The organism is Rathayibacter sp. AY1F2, from assembly GCF_002930885.1.
GTDB lineage: Bacteria > Actinomycetota > Actinomycetes > Actinomycetales > Microbacteriaceae > Rathayibacter.
Genome location: NZ_PSVG01000010.1, coordinates 1 through 17,333 on the forward strand (window position 1 = coordinate 1; position 17,333 = coordinate 17,333).

Below are 17,333 nucleotides of genomic sequence, written 5' to 3' on the forward strand. Positions count from 1 at the left end.
TCCTCCTAGAGTGGGGCGGGTGGGTGCTCACCCGCCCCACTCTAGGAGGAGGTGCCGGGGCTCAGGCTCCCTGAGCCACCGCGTCCTCGATCGGGGTGGGACCGGAGACGATCTCCCACGTCTTCGCGATGGAGGTCGGCTGCGCCAGGGCGGCGATCACCGTGGCGGCGACGTCCGCTCGGGGGATGCTCCCCTTCTCGACGGAGGTGCCGAGCGTGATCGTGCCGGTGCCCTCGTCGTCCGTCAGCCCGCCCGGGCGGAGGATCGTGTAGTCGAGGCCGGAGTCGCGCAGTGCCGCGTCGGCGTCGCGCTTGGCCTCGACGTAGGCCTTCCAGCCCTCCTCCGTGTCCTCGGGGAGCGGCTCGTCCACACCGATCGCGCTGACCTGCACGAAGTGCTGGACCCCGACGATCGCGGCGGCCTTCTGGCTGAGGACGGACGCCCCCAGGTCGACGGTGCGCTTGCGCTCCGGGCCCGAGTCGGGTCCGGCTCCGGCGGTGAAGACCATGCCGTCGACGTGGCCCAGCGCCTCGGCGAAGGCCTCGGGCGTCGTGTCCTCGAGGTCGTGCACGAGCGGCTCGCCGCCCAGCCGGACGATGTCCTCGGCGTGATCGGGGTTGCGGATCACTCCGACCGACTCGTGGCCGGCGTCGTAGAGCAGGTGCAGGATCTGCTGCCCCACCTTGCCGTGGGCTCCGATGACGGCGATGCGTGTCATGGACGTTCCTCTCCTCGTCGGGGCGGGTCGCCCCGTGTTCGTGGTCCACTCCATCCTGCCGCGGCGTCCCTGGACGCCCCCAGGCCTTGACGGCGTCCGGGCGCCGGGCCGTCAGGCGGCGAGGCGGTCGTCGCGTCCGGTGATGGCGAGCAGGCGGCTCTGGAGGGAGGCGGCGTCGTCGACCGGCACGGGCGCGGCGTAGAGGCCGCTCGCGCGCAGGGTCTCCTCCTGGGGTGCGAAGAGCTCCCAGACCGCTGCGACGAGCTCCTCGTCCAGCCGCTCGTCGCTGCCGGTCGCGCGGGCGAGGTCCCAGGCGTGGACGGTCACATCGGCCGTCTGCTCCTGCAGCAGCTCGACGGCGCTGACGGTGTCGCGCCCCAGCTGCACGGTCGCCGCCGGGTCGACGGTGCGGACAGCGACGCGCAGGCGGTCGGTCACGCGGCGCCACTCGCTCCTCAGATCGGTGGCGACGGACTCGAGTCGCAGCGCCGACTCGTCGCCGCCCGAGAGGAGCGTGTGCGCGCGCTGCTGCTCGCGGACGACGTGCAGCACGAGCGCGCGCGTGTCCCACTCGGTGTCGGGCGTGGGGGCCGACCAGTCCTCGACGGCGCTCAGCCGGAGCTCGAAGGCGCGGTGGGCGCGGTCCTGCAGATCGAGCCAGCGGCTCATCTCGGCGCCGGGGCCGGTCTCGGTGGCGGTGGGGGAGTCGGGCTGCTCGTGCGTCATGGTCTCTCCGGAGCGTCGTGGTGCTCGGGTCAACCGCGAGTGGTCGGCGCTCATTCCCGGCCGGCCCGCGCGCAGCGGTCGAGCGGCCGATGTCGGTGGTGCGTGCGAGCATGTCCCAGGGCGTGGGCGAGCAGGACGGAGCGGCGTGAGCAGGCAGGACGGCACGGCGTGAGCGAGCAGGACGGCACCGCGTGAGCAAGCAGGACGGCACGGGGCGGCAGGTCACGACCGAGCCCTTCGACGACCCGCGCGCGAGCATCATGCACATCGACATGGACGCGTTCTTCGCCTCCGTCGAGCTGCTCGACCGGCCGGATCTGCGCGGGAGGCCGGTCATCGTGGGGCACCACGGAGCGCGCTCCGTCGTCACAGCGGCGACCTACGAGGCGCGCCGCTACGGCGTCAACTCGGCGATGCCCATGGCGGTCGCCCTCCGCCGCTGCCCGCAGGCCGTGGTCCTCGAGCCGCACATGGAGCGCTACCGCGAGGCCTCTCGCCGCGTCATGGCGATCTTCGACTCCTTCACGCCGCTGGTCGAGCGCCTGAGCATCGACGAGGCGTTCCTCGACGTCGCGGGTGCCCGCCGCATCTCGGGCTCGCCGTTCGCGATCGGCACCGAGATCCGCCGCCGGGTGCACGCCGAGCTCGGGCTGACCTGCTCGGTCGGGATCGCCAGCACCAAGTTCGTCGCCAAGCTCGCCTCCGGCCGCTCCAAGCCCGACGGTCTGCTGGTCGTCCCCGCCGACGGCGTCCGCGAGTTCCTCGATCCGCTGCCCGTGAGCGCGCTGTGGGGAGTCGGCGCGAGCACGGAGGAGGCGCTCGTCCGCCGCGGTCTGCGCACCGTCGCCGACGTCGCGACCACCCCGCTGCCGTCGCTGGTGTCCGCCCTCGGCGAGGCGACCGGGAGGCGCCTGCACGCCCTGGCGAACGGGGTGGATCCGCGGCCGGTCGACACCCGCCAGATCGAGAAGAGCGCCGGACACGAGATCACGTTCGCCGACGACGTGGCCGACCCCGAGCTCGTCCGTCGTGAGCTGCTGCGGCTCTGCGACAAGGTCGCCGTGCGGATGCGCCGCTCGGGAGTGCGCTGCCGCACCGTCGCGGTGAAGGTGCGCTTCGGCGACTTCAGCACCCTCACCCGCTCCCGCACGCTCGTCGAGGCGACGGACGTGGCCCGGGTCCTCTACGAGGCCTCCTCCGCGCTCCTCGAGGCGGCCAACCCGATGCGGCGGCCCGTGCGGCTGATCGGCGTGCGCGGCGAGCAGCTGGTCGAGGGCGACGACGTCGCGTTCTCCCTGTGGAGCGACTCCGACGACTGGCGCGACGCGGAGCTCGCGGTCGACGGCGTGGCCGCCCGCTTCGGCTCCGGGGCCGTGCGTCCCGCCTCGCTCCTGTCCCGGTCGGCTCCCGAGTCGGCCAAGGGGATCGACCTCAGCGACACGCTCGCTACGCGGAACCGATCGTCAGACTGATCGGGCGGTGGTCGGAGCCGTTCGGCGGCAGGACCGCGACGGTCGCGGCGGTGACGCCGTCGGCGAGCGCGTGGTCGAGCGAGACGAGCGGCAGCAGGGACGGCCAGGTCGCCGGGAAGCCGACTCCGCCCGTGCGGACGAGACCCGCCTCCGCCAGCACCGGAGCGAACAGGTGGTCGTCCGTCGGCGTGTTGAAATCGCCGATGACCAGTGTCCGCTCCGACGCGTCGTCTCGAAGAGCGGTGGCGAGGTTCGAGAGCATGGTGTCCCGCTCCTCGTGGTCGCCCGGCCGGAACGAGGCCAGGTGCACCACGAACAGGCGCGCGCTGCCGACCGGCGTGTCGACGTCGACGGCGAGCGCGCGCTCCCAGCCGAGACCGAGGTCGAGCGGCTCCTCGTCGGTCAGCTCGGTCCGGCTCCAGACGCCGACGGTGCTCGAGACGGACGAGTACGGGTACTCGTCGGCCAGCTCGGCGTCGACCGCGTCCACGGCGTCTCCGTCGAGCTCCTGCAGCGCGATCACGTCGGGGCCGCGGGCGGCGAGCGAGGCGGCCAGCCCACCGGCGTCGCTGCTCGTCTCGATGTTCTGGCTGACGACGGTGAACGAGCCGGAGCGCACGGCCGGCGCCGGAAGCGCGACCGGCAGCACCAGCACGCCGTAGACCATCGCCAGCACGGTGACCGCGGCCGCCGTCCGGCGCGACCGGAGGGCCGCCGCGGCCGCGATGAGGAGCAGCACGAGCAGCCCCGTCCAGGGGATCCCGACCTCGAGGACCGACAGCCAGCCGATCGGATCGGGCAGCGCGCGGTGGAAGGCGAGGAAGGCGGCGAGCACGAGGCTCGCGACCGCCACCGCGGCCGAGCGCACGGGGCGGCGGCGGCGGGTGCGGGCGGACATCCGTCGATCATGGCAGCAGGTCCCCGGAGGTCCATGGACGAGTCCTGTGCGCCCCGGCGGGCCGCTTGTCGCCGCGGAGAGCCGCGGAGTACCGTCGCACCATGCCCAACATCGCAGTCTCCCTGGCCGACACCGTCACCACCGCGGGTACCGCGACGATCTACGGCGAGCCCGTCACCGTCGACGGCGTCTCGCTCGTCCCCGTCGCCCTCCGCTGGTTCGGTTTCGGCGGAGGCAGCGGCTCCGAGGACGGCCAGGAGGGCGGCGGCGGAGGCGGCGGCGCCACGGTCATCCCGATCGGCGCCTACATCAAGGACGACCTCGGCCTGCGGTTCCAGCCGAACGTGATCTCGGTCCTCGCCGTCGGCATCCCCTTCGTGTGGGTGACCGGCAAGGCCCTCGCGCGCATCATCCGCGCCCTCAAGAAGTAGCCGGAGCGGCCCCGCGTCAGCTGGCGCGCTGCTGGCGCGCGGGGTACCACTTCTTCTTCGTCCGGCCGAAGCCGACGATCAGCCGCTCGGCGTCGTCCGGCCGGCGGGGGTCGTAGATCACCGCGGCGGGCTCGCCGGCCATCCACGCGTCCCCCCGCTTCAGCGGGTACTTCTGCGCGCGCTTCTCCACACCCTCGGCGGTCCGGTAGACGACCAGGAGCCTGCCCAGATCCCGTGCCGAATCGCGATCGCCGCGTGCCGGATCCGGCCCGACGACGCGCGCCGGCACCCGCGTGCCGTAGCTGAGCAGCTCGCGGCGGATCCGCGCACGGCGCTGCCAGAGCAGGGCCTGCAGCAGGACGATCAGCAGCACGGCCAGGACGACGACCACCGACCACGACATGACGTCTATGATTGCCGATGAACACGGGAGTCCGGTGCACCGGGCTGAGAGGAAGGCAGCAGCCTTCGACCGTCGAACCTGATCTGGGTCATGCCAGCGAAGGAACGTTTCGATCTCCTCTTACCAACCCGTGCCCTCCATTCGCTTCCACGAAAGGGCACGTCAGTGCAGAACACGAACGCGCAGAACACGAACGCGCAGAACACGAACGCGCAGAACACGAACGCGCAGAACCTCACCTCCTCCGCCCCGGCCCGGCGCGATCTGCGCTGGCGGGTCGTCGACATCGTGGTGGCGAGCGTCGTCGCCGTCGCGAGCGGGATCGTCTTCTGGGCCTGGGGCCTGGCGACGAACGTCCTCGGCCTCGCCTTCGAGTTCCTGCCCGGGCTCGGCGGGCTCCTCGGCGGCGGCTGGCTCTTCGCCGGCGTCCTCGGCGGCCTGATCATCCGCAAGCCCGGAGCCGCGCTCTACACCGAGCTGGTCGCCGCGGCCGTGTCGGCTCTGATCGGCACCCAGTGGGGCTTCACCGTGCTGATCTCCGGACTCGTGCAGGGACTCGGCGCGGAGATCGTCCTGGCGCTCTTCCTCTACCGCAGCGGCCGTCCGCTCGTCGCGATGCTGGCCGGTGCCGGTGCGGGGCTCGTCCTCGCGATCAACGACCTGCTGTCGTACTACGCCGTCAACGACGCGCTCTTCAAGACCGTCTACGTCGCCTCCTCGATCGTCTCGGGCGCGCTCCTGGCCGGGCTGCTGTCCTGGTTCGCGGTGCGGGGGCTCGCGGCCTCGGGAGCGCTGGACCGCTTCGCCTCCGGGCGCGAGGGCCGGACGGTCGAGGGAGCCGGCGCGGGCGCTCGATGAGCGGCGCCTCCGTCCGGGCGCGGGGCTGGAGCTGGCGGCACGCGGGACGCTCCCGCGACGCCCTCTCCGGCCTCGATCTCGCGCTGGAGCCGGGGGAGCGCGTGCTGCTCCTCGGCCCCTCCGGCGCGGGAAAGAGCACGCTGCTGCACGCCCTGGCCGGCGTCCTCGGCGGGGAGGAGGACGGCTCCGCGGCCGGCGAGCTCGAGATCGACGGAGCGGCGCCGCTCACCCGGCGCGGTGTCGCTGGGCTCGTGCTGCAGGATCCGGACACTCAGGCGGTCCTGGCGCGGGTCGGCGACGACGTCGCGTTCGCCTGCGAGAACCTCGGCGTGCCGCGCGAGGAGATCCCCGCGCGGGTGCGGGAGGCACTCGGCGACGTCGGGCTCGACGTGCCGTTGGACCACTCCACCTCGGCGCTCTCGGGCGGGCAGAAGCAGAGGCTCGCCCTGGCGGGTGTGCTCGCCATGCGTCCGCGGCTCCTGCTCCTCGACGAGCCCACCGCCAACCTCGATCCGGACGGTGTACGCGAGGTGCGGGCGGCGGTGGAGCGCACGGCCGCCCGCACGGGGGCGACGCTGATCGTCGTCGAGCACCGGGTCGACGTGTGGGTCGGCCTCGTCGACCGGGTCGTGGTGCTCGGGCGGGACGGCGCGGTCGTCGCCGACGGCGCTCCAGTCGAGATCCTCGATCGAACGCACGACGTGCTCCGCGCCTCCGGCGTCTGGCTGCCCGGTGACACCCCCGCCCGGCGCGGGGCGAGCGTGCTGCCCTCGCCCGCCGCCCTGAGCGCGCACGACCTCGCCATCGGCCGGCCCGTCCTCGGGCGCCGCCGCTCGACCATCGTGGCCTCGGGGCTCGAGCTCGCCGTCGACTCCGCGCGGGCCACGGCCGTGCTGGGACCCAACGGCGCGGGGAAGTCGACCCTCGCGCTCACGCTGGCCGGTCTCCTGCCGCCGGTCGCGGGGCGGGTGACCGCCTCCGAGTCGCTCCGCGCCGGTGCGGGCCCGGAGCCGATCCGCTGGACCTCGGCTCAGCTCGCCGGACGGATCGCGATGGTGTTCCAGGAGCCGGAGCACCAGTTCCTCACCGCTCGCGTGCGCGCCGAGCTCGCGCTGGGCGCCCGCGACGAGACGGAGCGGCATCGGGCGGAGGAGCTCCTGGAGCGCCTCGGCCTCGCGCACCTCGCCGACGCCAATCCGTTCACCCTCTCCGGAGGCGAGAAGCGGCGCCTGGCCGTCGCGTCCGCCCTCACCCGGTCGCCGTCCGTGCTCGTCCTCGACGAGCCGACGTTCGGGCAGGACCGCCTGACCTGGGAGGTGCTCGTCGACCTCCTCGCCGAGCAGCGCGACGCGGGCACGGCGGTGCTCGCCGTCACCCACGACGAGGCGCTGGTCGCCGCCCTCGCCGACTCGGTCGTCACCCTCGGCGCCCGCGAGGCGGTGTCGGGATGACGCTCCTCGACTCCGTTCCCGCGCGCAGCCGGATCGCCCGGGCCAACCCGGTCGCCAAGCTCCTCGCCAGCCTGGTCATCGCGTTCGCGCTCCTCCTCACGGTCGATGCGGTCTCCGCGGCGACGGCGCTGGCGCTCGAGCTGCTGGTTCTGCCCTTCGCGGGGCTCCGGGCGGGTGAGCTCGTGCGGCGGACGGCTCCCGTCTGGATCGCGGCTCCGCTCGCCGGCCTCTCGACAGTCCTCTACGGGCGTGACAGCGGCGCCGTCTACGCGGAGTTCCTCATCGTCTCGGTCACAGAGGGATCCGTCGCCCTCGGGCTGGCCATCGCGCTGCGCGTCCTGGCGATCGGACTGCCGAGCGTGGTCCTCATCGCCACCACCGACCCGACGGACCTGGCGGACGGCCTCGCGCAGATCCTGCGACTGCCCTCGCGCTTCGTGCTCGGCGCTCTCGCCGGCATGCGGCTCGTCGGTCTGCTCGTCGACGACTGGCGCACCCTGTCGATGGCCCGCCGGGCCCGCGGGGTCGCCGACGGCCGCGGGCCCGTCGAGGCGCTCCGCAGCCTCGCGGCCCGCACGTTCTCGCTGCTCGTGCTGGCCATCCGGCGGGGGAGCAGGCTCGCGACGGCGATGGAGGCGAAGGGCTTCGGCTCCGGCGTCCCGCGCACCTGGGCGCGGCAGTCGCGCCTCGGAGCCGGCGACCTCCTGCTGCTCGCGGGCGGAGTGCTGATCGCTGCCGTCGCCGTGACCGCCGCCGTCGTCACCGGCTCCTGGAGCTTCGTCCTGCATGGCTGAGCGGATCCTGCCGCTGACGGATCGGACGGCGGGCGACCTCGCCCGCTCGCTGATCGCGCGTCGCCGTCGGACGGTGCTGCTGGACGGACCGAGCGGCTCCGGCAAGTCGACGTTCGCGCGCGCGCTGGTCGAGCAGCTCCGTCTCGCGCCGGCGGCACCGTCGGTCGCGCTCGTGCGGATGGACGACCTCTACCCCGGCTGGACGGGCCTGGACCGGGCGTCGCGGGAGACGGCCGGGACGCTCGTCCGCCCCCACGGCCTCGGCGTCGCGGCGCACTGGCGGCCCTGGAACTGGGCCGCGGGGACGACGGCCGGGCGCCGCGTCGTCCGCGAGCCGCTTCTCGTGCTCGAGGGCTGCGGATCGGCCGGCGCCGCCGCGCGCCGCCACGCCGATCTGGTGGTCTGGCTCGAGGCCGACGACGAGGTGCGGCGCGTGCGCGCGCTCGAGCGCGACGGCGAGCTCTTCGCTCCGCACTGGGACGCCTGGGACCGCGACTTCCGCTCCTACTGCGCTCGGGAGCGGCCCCGGGAGAACGCCGACCTCGTGCTGGACACGGGCGGCGGGGGAGCGGTGCGCGGCTGAGGGGTCCCCTCCGAGCGGGGCGACGCGCGGATGCCGGTGGGGGGCTCTCCCTCGGCGGCGATCAGGCCCAGCCGAGCTCGTGCAGCCGGTCGTCGTCGATGCCGTAGAAGTGCGCGATCTCGTGGACGAGGGTGACGTGGATCTCGTCGCGCAGCGCGTCCAGATCGTCGCACGCGGCGAGGTGCGGCTCGCGGAACAGCACGATGCGGTCGGGCATCTCGCCGAAGCCGTAGCGCTCGCGCTCGGTGAGGGCGACGCCGTCGTAGTAGCCGAGCAGATCCAGGGTCCCGTCCTCGGGCCGGTCCTCCACGACGAACACGACGTTGTCGAGCCCGTCGACCATATCGTCCGGGAGCGCGTCGAGCTCGGAGATCACCAGGGCTTCGAAGGCGTCCTCGTCCAGCTCGAGCATCCGGGACCTCTCTGCGTCGGCGATCGCTGCCGGTCGCCGGATGTGCGAAGAGGCCCGGAGTCGGAACTCCGGGCCTCTTCCGCTGCATGCACAGCCACTGGGGTGAGTAACGGGGCTCGAACCCGCGACCTCCTAGACCACAACCAGGCGCTCTGCCAACTGAGCTATACCCACCAGGAGCGTGTTCCGGCGGGGTGACCCGCCGAAGCAACTGTACGAGAGTACTACATCCGCGAGGCGAACTCGTCCACGACGGCGGCCGACACGGCCTGCACCTCGGCGGTGCTCGGCCCCGGCTGCTCCACGAACACGGCACGGCGGTAGTACTGCAGCTCGCGGATGCTCTCGAGGATGTCGGCGAGGGCGCGGTGTCCGCCGTGCTTCTTGGGCGCGTTGAAGTAGATGCGCGGGAACCAGCGCCGTGCCAGCTCCTTGATCGTGCTGACATCGACGTTGCGGTAGTGCAGGTGGCCGTCGAGGCGCGGCATGAACTTCGCGAGGAAGGCGCGGTCGGTGCCGATCGAGTTGCCGGCGAGGGGGGCCTGCTGCTCGGCCGGGACGTGCTTCAGCACGTACTCCAGCACCTCGTACTCGGCCTCCGCGACGCTGACGCCGGAGGGGATCTCGACCAGCAGGCCGGAGGTCTCGTGCATCGACCGGACGAAGTCGCCCATGTTCTCGAGCGCGGTCGCATCGGGCCGGATGACGAGGGAGAGCCCCTCGTCGAGCGGGTTCAGCTCGAAGTCGGTGACGACGACGGCGATCTCGACGAGCTCGTCGACGGAGAGGTCGAGCCCCGTCATCTCGCAGTCGATCCAGACAAGACGGTCGGGGGCGCTACTCATGCGGGGCAGTCTATCGGCGGCCGCCGACACCCGGTCCGGCCGTCCCGCTCCTCCTACACTGGACCCTCGTGATCACGCTCGCCTGCTGCCTCCTGATCGTCAACGCCGTGTGGAACGCGATCGTCTGGCCGCCCTTCCTCCGCCGCGTCCGCAAGGACCCGCGGGCGCGCGACGCGGACGGCCGCGCGACGACCTTCCTCCGCGTGCACACGGTGCTCATCGGCGTGTCGCTCGCCCTCGCCGTGGTCTCCCTGGTCGTGGGAGTGCTGGGACTCGTCCGGGGCGCCTAGGCCCCGGCGGGCGCGGCCTCTGCGCTTCGGTATCGTGGTCGGAGTCCGCCCCCGTAGCTCAGCGGATAGAGCAGGAGCCTTCTAATCTCTTGGTCGCAGGTTCGATTCCTGCCGGGGGCACCATCGGATCGGGAGCGCGCCGGTCGCCGTCCCTAGTCTTGTCCCGGTGGCGTGCGGATCAGCGTCGACGCCTCGCGCCCGTCCTTCGACCGCGTCGCGGCCTCTCCTCGGGCGGCGCTGCGCTCCTCCGAGGAGTGACGCCCGGCACCCACGGGGTTTTCCTCCGCTCCGGTGACCCTCGGACGAGGACTCGCGGTCGCTCCACCAGTAACACACCGGCAAATCGGAGGCAACACCGGCGTGTTTCCCACCCGAAGTCGTTTGAGTGTCATTCAGGCACCTAGTCTTGGGGTGTCCGGAATTACAACGACGTAACGAACGGAGGTACGACCATGCTGCTCCTCGCCATCCTCGGTGGAATCGCCGTCGCGTGGACGATCGTCGCGGCGCCCCTCGCCGTACTGGTCGGCCGAGTCGCCCGTGCACGTGATGCACACAGCTAGTCAGTACACGCACCGCCCGCACCACGGAGAAGGCCCCGATCGCACTCGCGATCGGGGCCTTCTTCTCGTGGTCGGGAGCACTCAGACCGAGCTGCGGTCCTGGCCTCGGTCGTCGTCCGAGGCGGACCGCTCGAACCGGGCCTCGTCCGCCCGGACGACCGCCTCGTCGTCGGCCGGCACGTCGTCGCGGTCTCCGTCGGCCGGAGCCGGCGGCGTCGCGTCGTGCTCCGCGTCCGGCTGCGGCTCGGCGGCAGGAGCCGAGCGCTGCGGGTCGACGGGCGGCAGCTCCTCCACGGGACGCTCGCGCGACGGCACCTCCAGGCGGTCGACGTCGGCGAGCAGGCGGCGGGTCTCCTCCTGCGAGGCGTCCCCGGCCGACGCGGGGAGGACGATCGTGGGCGTCTGCGGGGCTGCAGAGCCGGAGGCGGAGCCCGCGCCGACGACGACCGGTGCGACGGCGGTCGGTGCGGCGGCCGGGGGAGCGGTGCGCTGGGGAGCGGCCTCGGCGGTGCTCGCGGCCCGATCGGACGACGGAGCGGACTCGGCGGAGCGGTCTCGACCCGTCTCCGAGAAGCGCCAGCGCTCGAGGTCGGCGAGGAAGGCCTTCCGGGCGCGCCCGGGCTTGTCCCGCCACTGCACGAGGCGGTCGCGGAACTCGCCCACGCTCGCCTGCGTCTGGTAGCCGCCGGTGCTCGACGTGTGCTTCAGCTCGGCGAGCTCGTGAGCGGCCCAGTTGGCCGCGACTCCGGAGCCCTTGACGGGCAGGAGGCGCAGGTGCGTCTCGGCCTGCGCGGACGCGCGGTCGCTGAGGACGCGCTCCGGGCTGCTGAGGACGTTCCAGGCCGAGGCGTCGACCGCGGCGTCGACGAGCGTCGCGATGACCGCGTTCTTCCGCTCGTGATCCTGCTGACGGATGAGGCGCGCGATGGAGGCCCGGAAGACGGAGCCGATCACGATCGCTCCGACCACCACGGCCAGCAGGACCACAGCGGCCGTGAAGACCGCCTGGTGCCCGTCGCTCGTGCGGATCCAGGACATGAACTCGTTCCACCACTGCATGGGGCGAACGCTATCCGGGGCGGTCGCCGCCGCCCGTTCGGCACGCCGCCGACCGGGCGGATCGGCGCGTCAGGCGACGCGGAAGACCTCGATCGCGTCGTCGACGCTCCAGAACTCGCCGAGCTCGGCGCCGGCGGGCATGCCCGCCCGCAGCAGCCGGGCGCGGTACCGCTCGCCGAGCGGATCCTCGACCAGCTCGATGTGGCCGACGACGGCACCCGAGCCGGTGCTCACGCGCCACAGCCGGGCGTTGACCCGGGTGAGCGTCGGCGGGGTGCGGGTGGCGTGCAGCGTGGACAGGGACATCGGTTCCTCCTGCTCGAGTCTCGGAGCACCCACCGGCCGAGTGCTGTCGCAGACTACGGCCGACCACCGACATCCCCGCCGGGGCGTCAGCGCAGGGTCGTCCCGTGCACCGCGAACTCCTCGATCGCGTCGATCTCCTCCTGCGAGAGGGGGCCGGCGTCCAGCGCGGCGACGTTCTGCTCGAGCTGCGCGACGCTCGACGCGCCGATGATGGCGCTCGTGACGGTGGGCACCCGGAGCACCCAGCTCAGGGCGAGCTGGGCCAGCGACTGGCCGCGCTGCTGCGCGATCGCGTTCAGGCCGCGGGCGCGTGTCAGGTACGCCTCGTCGATCCGGTCGGAGGAGAGGAAGCGCGACGTCGCCGCGCGGGACCCCTCCGGCACGGTGCCGTCGAGGTAGCGGTCCGTCAGGAGCCCCTGCGCCAGCGGCGAGAAGACGATGCAGCCGGTGCCGAGCTCGTCGAGCACGGGGAAGAGGCCGTCCTCGGGTCCGCGGTCGAAGAGCGAGTAGCGGGGCTGGTGCAGGAGGAGCGGCACTCCGCTGCCCGCCAGTGCCGCCTGCGCGGCCCGGGTCTGCTCGGGCGAGTAGTTCGAGATGCCGGCGTAGAGCGCCTTGCCCGACTCCACCGCCGAGACGAGAGCGCCCATGGTCTCCTCGATCGGAGTCTCCGGGTCCGGCCGGTGCGAGTAGAAGACGTCCACGTAGTCGACGCCGATCCGCTGCAGGCTCTGATCGAGCGAGGAGAGCAGGTACTTGCGCGAGCCGCCGTCCCCGTACGGGCCGGGCCACATGTCGTATCCGGCCTTGGACGAGATGACGATCTCGTCTCGGTACGGGCGGAGGTCCTCCGCGAGGATGCGGCCGAAGGCCGTCTCGGCGGCGCCGTAGGGCGGTCCGTAGTTGTTCGCGAGGTCGAAGTGGGTGACGCCCAGGTCGAACGCGCGGCGGAGGATCGCGCGCTGCGTGTCGAGGGAGCGGTCGGATCCGAAGTTGTGCCAGAGGCCCAGCGACAGGGCGGGCAGCAGCAGGCCGCTCCGTCCGGTGCGTCGGTAGTCCATGCGGTCGTAGCGGGCGGGGGCGGCGTCGTAGCTCACGCCGCGACTCTATTGCAGGGGGCGGATCCGCGGAATGCAGGGGGCGGTGAGCGTGTTGGACCGACTGACGCCTCCGGCACCCCGGACGCGTCGACGCGACAGGAAGTGAGTCACACGCAATGCGCACATTCGTACTCGCCGGAGGATGCTTCTGGTGTCTGGACGCCGTCTACCGCGTCCTCGACGGCGTGACCGACGTCGTCTCCGGCTACACCGGCGGCCGCACGACCGAGCCCGACTACGAGGACGTCTGCTCCGGGCGCACCGGCCACGCCGAGGCCGTCGCCGTCACCTTCGACCCCGAGGTCATCCCCGAGCAGGTCGTCCTCGACGTCTTCTTCACCCTGCACGACCCGCGACAGCTGAACCGCCAGGGCAACGACGTCGGCACGCAGTACCGCTCGGCGATGTTCTACTCCTCCGACGAGGAGAAGGAGCTGTTCGAGACCGCGCGCGACCGTGCGTCCGAGTGGTGGGACGGCCCGATCGTCACCGAGATCTCGCCGCTGGGCGTCTACTACCCCGCCGAGGACTACCACCAGGACTTCTTCGCGAAGAACCCGGGCCAGGGCTACTGCATGGCGGTCGCACTGCCCAAGGTGAACAAGATCCGCAAGTCCTACTCGAGGTACATCATCGCATCGTAACGCTCCTCCACAGGGGACGATCCGCTCGTCCTCTCCCCAGAAGGGCCCGCCTCCACCTCGGAGGCGGGCCCTTCGTCGCGACACTGGCCCTGCGGCGCCCGAGTGGTACCAGCCCCCCTCCGCCCGGGCGCCGTGCCCGTCGCAGCCGTGGCGGGGCAGGAGTAGAGAGGACACGACCATGACCGACACCCTGACCGTCATCGGGACCATCGGCACCGAGCCCCGGAGCATCGACACCTCCAGCGGCACCGCGATGACCAGCTTCCGGCTCGCCTCGACGCAGCGGCGCTACGACCGCTCGGAGCAGCGCTGGGTCGACGTCTCGACCAACTGGTACACCGTCACCGCGTTCAACGGCCTGGCCGGCAACGCGCTGTCCTCCCTGTCGCGCGGCGACCGGATCCTGGTCACCGGGCGGCTCGGGGTGAGGGCCTGGGAGGCGGGAGGCAAGGCCGGTACCGATGTGGTCCTCACGGCCGAGGGCATCGGGCACGACCTCGCCTGGGGGACCAGCAGCTTCACGAAGACCGTCGGGCGCGCCTCTGCTCCCGCCCCCGCCGCCGAGCCCGCGTGGAGCGAGGAGGCGCCGCGCGAGGGCGCCGCGGCGGGGGACTGGGGCGCGTCGGGCCAAGACCGCGGTGATGCCGTGCCCGAGCCGCCGGTGGCGGCGGGCGTCGGCGGAGGCGCTCCCGGTCTCTCGGTAGGATCCGGGGAGACCCCGTTCTGATCCGGGGGACCGGAGCGAGAGCCGTCCCGGTCGGGAGGAGCCGGGCGTGACACGGAACCGAGCGGCCCGCATCGCGCTCGTGCTCGGCGGTCTCGCCGTCTGCCTCTCCGGTTGCACGTCGCCGTCGGCGCCGGACCCCGTGGTGTCCTCCTCCGCGGCCGAGGCGCCGGCACCGGCGGAGTCCGCCGCACCCGTCGCCTTCGTGCCGGGCGGGACGACGGAGCAGAACCTCCCCGTGTTCGAGCAGACCCTTCGCGCGGCGGCCGAGCCCGATCCGGAGGTGAGCGGCTCCAGCGTGGTCGACGCGCTCGTCGCGGCGGGGTTCTCCCGCGAGTCGATGCAGCTGACAGCGGACGAGACCTCGGTCGGACTCGACGCGGACTCGGTGCAGGTCTCCGTCAAGCTCGGGGAGTCGTGCCTCATCGGCCAGTACGGCCCGAAGAGCGGCGGGGTGCGGGCGGTGATCGCGGCACCGATCGCGACCGGCGCCTGCCTGGTCGGCCGGACCGTACCGATCCAGCGCTGACGCGCTCGCCTCGACCGGGGTCCGCTCTGCCATGCGCCCCGGTCGGGGTCGGAAGGGACGAAAGGATCCTCGACAAGGCCCCTCGCCCGTCGAGTCCGAGAGCGCCCGGTGTTCGCCCGACGCTCCTGCAGGACCACTCCGACCGGTGCGGATCCGAGCGTGAGCACAGCCTCGTGCGAGCGGACCGGTCGACGATCCCGGTGGTCGGCGGCGCCCTCCCCTCCCCGGGACGCCGCTCCGCACGGTTAGGCTGCCCTGACCGACACGTGGGCCCCAGCGCGGGCACCGCGACGGACGTGCCGACAGGAGTGCTCGGCACGAGGACCACGACGAGGGGGAACTCGCCATGACCACATCCCGACCGCAGACGACGACGCGAGCGAGGTGGAGGCGCGCCGCCATCGCGGTCGCGAGCACGGCAGCCGTCGTTCTCGGAGTGACGACAGGAGCCGGAGCGGCTGCCGCAGCGGAGACGCGTTTGCAGACGAAGCCCTACCCCTACAGCTGGTCGACCACCGAGACGTTCTCGGCCGCTCAGACCGCTCCCGTGGCGGGAGATGTCACCGGGCTCGACGTCACGCTGTCCGACTCCGCCCGGCCGACGGGGAGGTACCCGGCGTTCACGACGTACAACTGGGTGATCGGCGACTACGCCCTCACAGGGTCGGTGGAACTCGACCCCGGGGATCGCACCTTCCTCATCGACCTGAAGCGGCCCCTCTCCTCGTTCGGCGGTGGGACTGTCGCCCTCCAGATCACGGCGCAGAAGCCGCCGCTGGAGGAGAAAGAGACTCCGATCGGCCAGCCGGTCGACAGCGGCTTTGAGCTGACCACGTCGGCCACCCTCTCCGTCGCCGGAGCCTCCGGCGCCGGCGGTGTCGGCGGGGTCGACCTCAGCAGCAGCGCACAGACGCTCCAGCGGAGCGCCGCGTACTTCGCGTACGAGAAGGTCGACACGGCTCTGGACGTCAAGGGTGGCGACACCGTCGTCCTCGAGTCCAACCGGGACGACTTCTACGACCTCCAGGGGCTCGCCGCCTATGTCGGTCCCAGCAGGACCGAGCGGATCCCCGCCCAGGTGAGTACGAACAGCAGACGGTCCGCGGTCACCGTGACGATCCCCTCGAGCGCCTACGACGCCTACAAGGACCGCGCCAGCAGCCTGGTCCAGGTCACCGGCGTCAGCAACGGCAGGGTGGACCAGCCCCGCGGAGCGACCATCACGTCGGACGCCGCGGTCCGCGTGACGGGAAGCGGAGCCACCACCCCGCCGGTCACGCCGACCCCGACGGCCACCGCGACCACCCCGCCGGTCACGCCGAGCCCGACCACTCCTCCGGTCACGCCCGTGCCGACCAGTACGCCGACGGCCCCGCCTGCCGGCTCGCCGGTCGTCTCGCGCATCTCGGGCACCGACCGTCAGGGCACCGCGGTCGAGGTGTCCAAGCGCACCTTCCCGGCGAACGTCCCCGTCGTCTACGTCGCCACCGGGCAGAACTTCCCGGACGCGCTCAGCGCCGGACCCGCCGCGGCCAATGCGCGCGGGCCGCTGCTCCTGGTCGACCGCGACTCGATGAGCCAGGTCGTCCGCACCGAGCTGACGCGTCTCAAGCCCGCGAAGATCGTCGTCGTGGGCTCCGAGCTCAGCGTCGGCAGCCAGGTCTACAGCGACCTGGCCGCGTATGCGCCGAAGGGGAAGACCACACGCATCGGCGGAGTCGACCGCTACGACACCTCGAAGCTGATCCTCCAGGACGCCTTCAGGGGCGGCTCCTCGATGGCCTGGCTGGCCACGGGCGAGAAGTTCCCCGACGCCCTGAGCGCCAGCGCCGCAGCCGGCGCGAATCGCGCTCCGGTGGTGCTGACCAACGGAACCGGCTCCACGGTGGACCCCCTCACCCAGCAGATCATCAGCGGCCTCAAGGTCAGTAGCTTGACGATCGCGGGCTCGACGCTCTCGGTCAGCGCCGGCATCGAGCGCTCGATCACGGGCCCGGTGATCACCCGCATCGGCGGGACCGACCGGTACGACACCTCGGAGAAGCTGAACGAGGCGGCCTTCACCTCGGCGACGACCGTCTACCTCGCGACCGGTGAGAAGTTCCCCGACGCCCTGGCCGGAGCCACGGCGGCGGGCTACACCAGGAGCCCGCTCTTCGCGGTCCAGCCCACCTGCGTGCCCCGGGCGGTCCTCGCCGACATCACCGCGTCCAAGGCGACGCAGGTGATCCTGCTCGGCAGCACGGACACGCTGTCCGAGGCGGTGGAGCGCCTGACGCCCTGCAGCTGATCCGCACCGTCGTCCGCTGACGCGATCCGCCCTCCCCACCGGCCCGGCCGGAGCGGAGGGCGGTTCGCGTTCAGGCGCTCCCTCCGACGCGGACCGGCGAGTTCCCGTTATCCTCGACTGGTGCGGACGGTCCCGCGGCCTGCGCTCCGCGTCGGCCGGGGCCCGGCGTCCCGCCCCGGTCCGAGCCTCCGTCAGCGCCTCCGCGCGGAGCAGGGGACCGGCGGGCGACCCGACTCCGCG

At 72.7% G+C, this 17,333-nt stretch carries 20 protein-coding genes, 2 tRNA genes and 1 riboswitch; of the genes, 12 read left to right on the forward strand and 10 right to left on the reverse strand.

What is annotated here, in order from left to right:
- Positions 1-61 precede the first annotated feature (61 nt).
- Together C5C54_RS09470 and C5C54_RS09475 are read right to left on the reverse strand one after the other, a co-directional pair.
- Positions 62-718, reverse strand: a complete 657-nt coding sequence (locus C5C54_RS09470; RefSeq protein ID WP_104223727.1) for an SDR family oxidoreductase — start codon at positions 716-718, stop codon at positions 62-64.
- A 111-nt stretch (positions 719-829) separates the two neighbouring features.
- Positions 830-1,444 carry a TIGR03086 family metal-binding protein gene (locus C5C54_RS09475; protein ID WP_258059445.1) on the reverse strand — a complete coding sequence of 205 codons (615 nt, stop codon included), beginning with the start codon at positions 1,442-1,444 and terminating at the stop codon, positions 830-832.
- Between the two features lie 191 nt (positions 1,445-1,635).
- On the opposite strand from C5C54_RS09475, the gene dinB reads away from it, so the two are divergent.
- Positions 1,636-2,916 carry a DNA polymerase IV gene (dinB, locus tag C5C54_RS09480; RefSeq protein ID WP_104223726.1) on the forward strand — a complete coding sequence of 427 codons (1,281 nt, stop codon included), beginning with the start codon at positions 1,636-1,638 and terminating at the stop codon, positions 2,914-2,916.
- On the opposite strand, the gene C5C54_RS09485 is transcribed toward dinB, so the two are convergent.
- Entirely contained in the window at positions 2,891-3,814 is a 924-nt protein-coding gene (locus C5C54_RS09485) for an endonuclease/exonuclease/phosphatase family protein (RefSeq protein WP_104226744.1), read from the reverse strand. The genes dinB and C5C54_RS09485 overlap by 26 nt on opposite strands.
- A gap of 101 nt (positions 3,815-3,915) precedes the next feature.
- Between C5C54_RS09485 and C5C54_RS09490 the strand changes: the two genes are divergently transcribed.
- Positions 3,916-4,245, forward strand: a complete 330-nt coding sequence (locus C5C54_RS09490) for a hypothetical protein (protein WP_104223724.1) — start codon at positions 3,916-3,918, stop codon at positions 4,243-4,245.
- Positions 4,246-4,261: 16 nt separating this feature from the next.
- Here C5C54_RS09490 and C5C54_RS09495 read toward each other — a convergent pair whose 3' ends face one another.
- Complete coding sequence (locus tag C5C54_RS09495) at positions 4,262-4,648, reverse strand: DUF3592 domain-containing protein (RefSeq protein ID WP_104223723.1); 387 nt, start codon at positions 4,646-4,648, stop codon at positions 4,262-4,264.
- A gap of 14 nt (positions 4,649-4,662) precedes the next feature.
- A riboswitch (TPP riboswitch) is annotated at positions 4,663-4,770 on the forward strand.
- A 43-nt stretch (positions 4,771-4,813) separates the two neighbouring features.
- On the opposite strand from C5C54_RS09495, the gene C5C54_RS09500 reads away from it, so the two are divergent.
- The 4 genes from C5C54_RS09500 to C5C54_RS09515 are packed head-to-tail and all read left to right on the forward strand — an operon-like array spanning position 4,814 to position 8,334.
- On the forward strand, positions 4,814-5,506 hold the full coding sequence (locus tag C5C54_RS09500; protein WP_374953283.1) for an ECF transporter S component: 693 nt from the start codon (positions 4,814-4,816) through the stop codon (positions 5,504-5,506).
- A complete protein-coding gene (locus C5C54_RS09505) occupies positions 5,503-6,957 on the forward strand; it encodes an ABC transporter ATP-binding protein (RefSeq protein WP_104288236.1) in 1,455 nt (484 codons plus the stop codon). The genes C5C54_RS09500 and C5C54_RS09505 overlap by 4 nt, the downstream gene beginning before the upstream one ends.
- Positions 6,954-7,751 carry an energy-coupling factor transporter transmembrane protein EcfT gene (locus tag C5C54_RS09510; protein WP_104223720.1) on the forward strand — a complete coding sequence of 266 codons (798 nt, stop codon included), beginning with the start codon at positions 6,954-6,956 and terminating at the stop codon, positions 7,749-7,751. Before C5C54_RS09505 ends, C5C54_RS09510 begins: the two co-directional genes overlap by 4 nt.
- Positions 7,744-8,334 carry an AAA family ATPase gene (locus C5C54_RS09515; protein WP_219812183.1) on the forward strand — a complete coding sequence of 197 codons (591 nt, stop codon included), beginning with the start codon at positions 7,744-7,746 and terminating at the stop codon, positions 8,332-8,334. Before C5C54_RS09510 ends, C5C54_RS09515 begins: the two co-directional genes overlap by 8 nt.
- A 61-nt stretch (positions 8,335-8,395) precedes the next feature.
- On the opposite strand, the gene C5C54_RS09520 is transcribed toward C5C54_RS09515, so the two are convergent.
- From C5C54_RS09520 to orn, 3 genes are all read right to left on the reverse strand, one after another.
- Positions 8,396-8,746: a metallopeptidase family protein gene (locus tag C5C54_RS09520; RefSeq protein WP_104223719.1), complete on the reverse strand. Its 351-nt coding sequence runs from the start codon at positions 8,744-8,746 to the stop codon at positions 8,396-8,398.
- A 98-nt stretch (positions 8,747-8,844) separates the two neighbouring features.
- A tRNA-His gene (locus tag C5C54_RS09525) sits at positions 8,845-8,920 on the reverse strand.
- A gap of 50 nt (positions 8,921-8,970) precedes the next feature.
- Complete coding sequence (gene orn / locus C5C54_RS09530; protein ID WP_104223718.1) at positions 8,971-9,591, reverse strand: oligoribonuclease; 621 nt, start codon at positions 9,589-9,591, stop codon at positions 8,971-8,973.
- A gap of 68 nt (positions 9,592-9,659) precedes the next feature.
- On the opposite strand from orn, the gene C5C54_RS09535 reads away from it, so the two are divergent.
- Together C5C54_RS09535 and C5C54_RS09540 are read left to right on the forward strand one after the other, a co-directional pair.
- The gene (locus C5C54_RS09535; RefSeq protein WP_104223717.1) at positions 9,660-9,881 is read left to right on the forward strand and encodes an SCO4848 family membrane protein; all 222 of its coding nucleotides are present in this window, start codon (positions 9,660-9,662) and stop codon (positions 9,879-9,881) included.
- Between the two features lie 47 nt (positions 9,882-9,928).
- Positions 9,929-10,004 (forward strand) — tRNA-Arg (locus C5C54_RS09540).
- A 521-nt stretch (positions 10,005-10,525) separates the two neighbouring features.
- Here the strand turns inward: C5C54_RS09540 and C5C54_RS09545 are convergent.
- From C5C54_RS09545 to C5C54_RS09555, 3 genes are all read right to left on the reverse strand, one after another.
- Complete coding sequence (locus tag C5C54_RS09545; RefSeq protein WP_104288237.1) at positions 10,526-11,503, reverse strand: hypothetical protein; 978 nt, start codon at positions 11,501-11,503, stop codon at positions 10,526-10,528.
- Positions 11,504-11,572: 69 nt separating this feature from the next.
- Entirely contained in the window at positions 11,573-11,809 is a 237-nt protein-coding gene (locus tag C5C54_RS09550) for a hypothetical protein (RefSeq protein ID WP_104223715.1), read from the reverse strand.
- An 86-nt stretch (positions 11,810-11,895) separates the two neighbouring features.
- Positions 11,896-12,903: an aldo/keto reductase gene (locus C5C54_RS09555; protein WP_104223714.1), complete on the reverse strand. Its 1,008-nt coding sequence runs from the start codon at positions 12,901-12,903 to the stop codon at positions 11,896-11,898.
- A 119-nt stretch (positions 12,904-13,022) separates the two neighbouring features.
- Here C5C54_RS09555 and msrA point away from each other — a divergent pair, with 119 nt between their 5' ends.
- The 4 genes from msrA to C5C54_RS09575 all read left to right on the forward strand — a co-directional run bounded on the left by msrA (position 13,023) and on the right by C5C54_RS09575 (position 17,093).
- Positions 13,023-13,550: a peptide-methionine (S)-S-oxide reductase MsrA gene (gene msrA / locus C5C54_RS09560; RefSeq protein ID WP_104262818.1), complete on the forward strand. Its 528-nt coding sequence runs from the start codon at positions 13,023-13,025 to the stop codon at positions 13,548-13,550.
- Between the two features lie 178 nt (positions 13,551-13,728).
- Positions 13,729-14,277, forward strand: a complete 549-nt coding sequence (locus tag C5C54_RS09565; protein ID WP_104223711.1) for a single-stranded DNA-binding protein — start codon at positions 13,729-13,731, stop codon at positions 14,275-14,277.
- Positions 14,278-14,323: 46 nt separating this feature from the next.
- The gene (locus C5C54_RS09570) at positions 14,324-14,803 is read left to right on the forward strand and encodes a DUF6993 domain-containing protein (protein ID WP_104262817.1); all 480 of its coding nucleotides are present in this window, start codon (positions 14,324-14,326) and stop codon (positions 14,801-14,803) included.
- Between the two features lie 478 nt (positions 14,804-15,281).
- The gene (locus C5C54_RS09575) at positions 15,282-17,093 is read left to right on the forward strand and encodes a cell wall-binding repeat-containing protein (RefSeq protein WP_104288238.1); all 1,812 of its coding nucleotides are present in this window, start codon (positions 15,282-15,284) and stop codon (positions 17,091-17,093) included.
- The last annotated feature ends 240 nt before the right edge of the window (positions 17,094-17,333 follow it).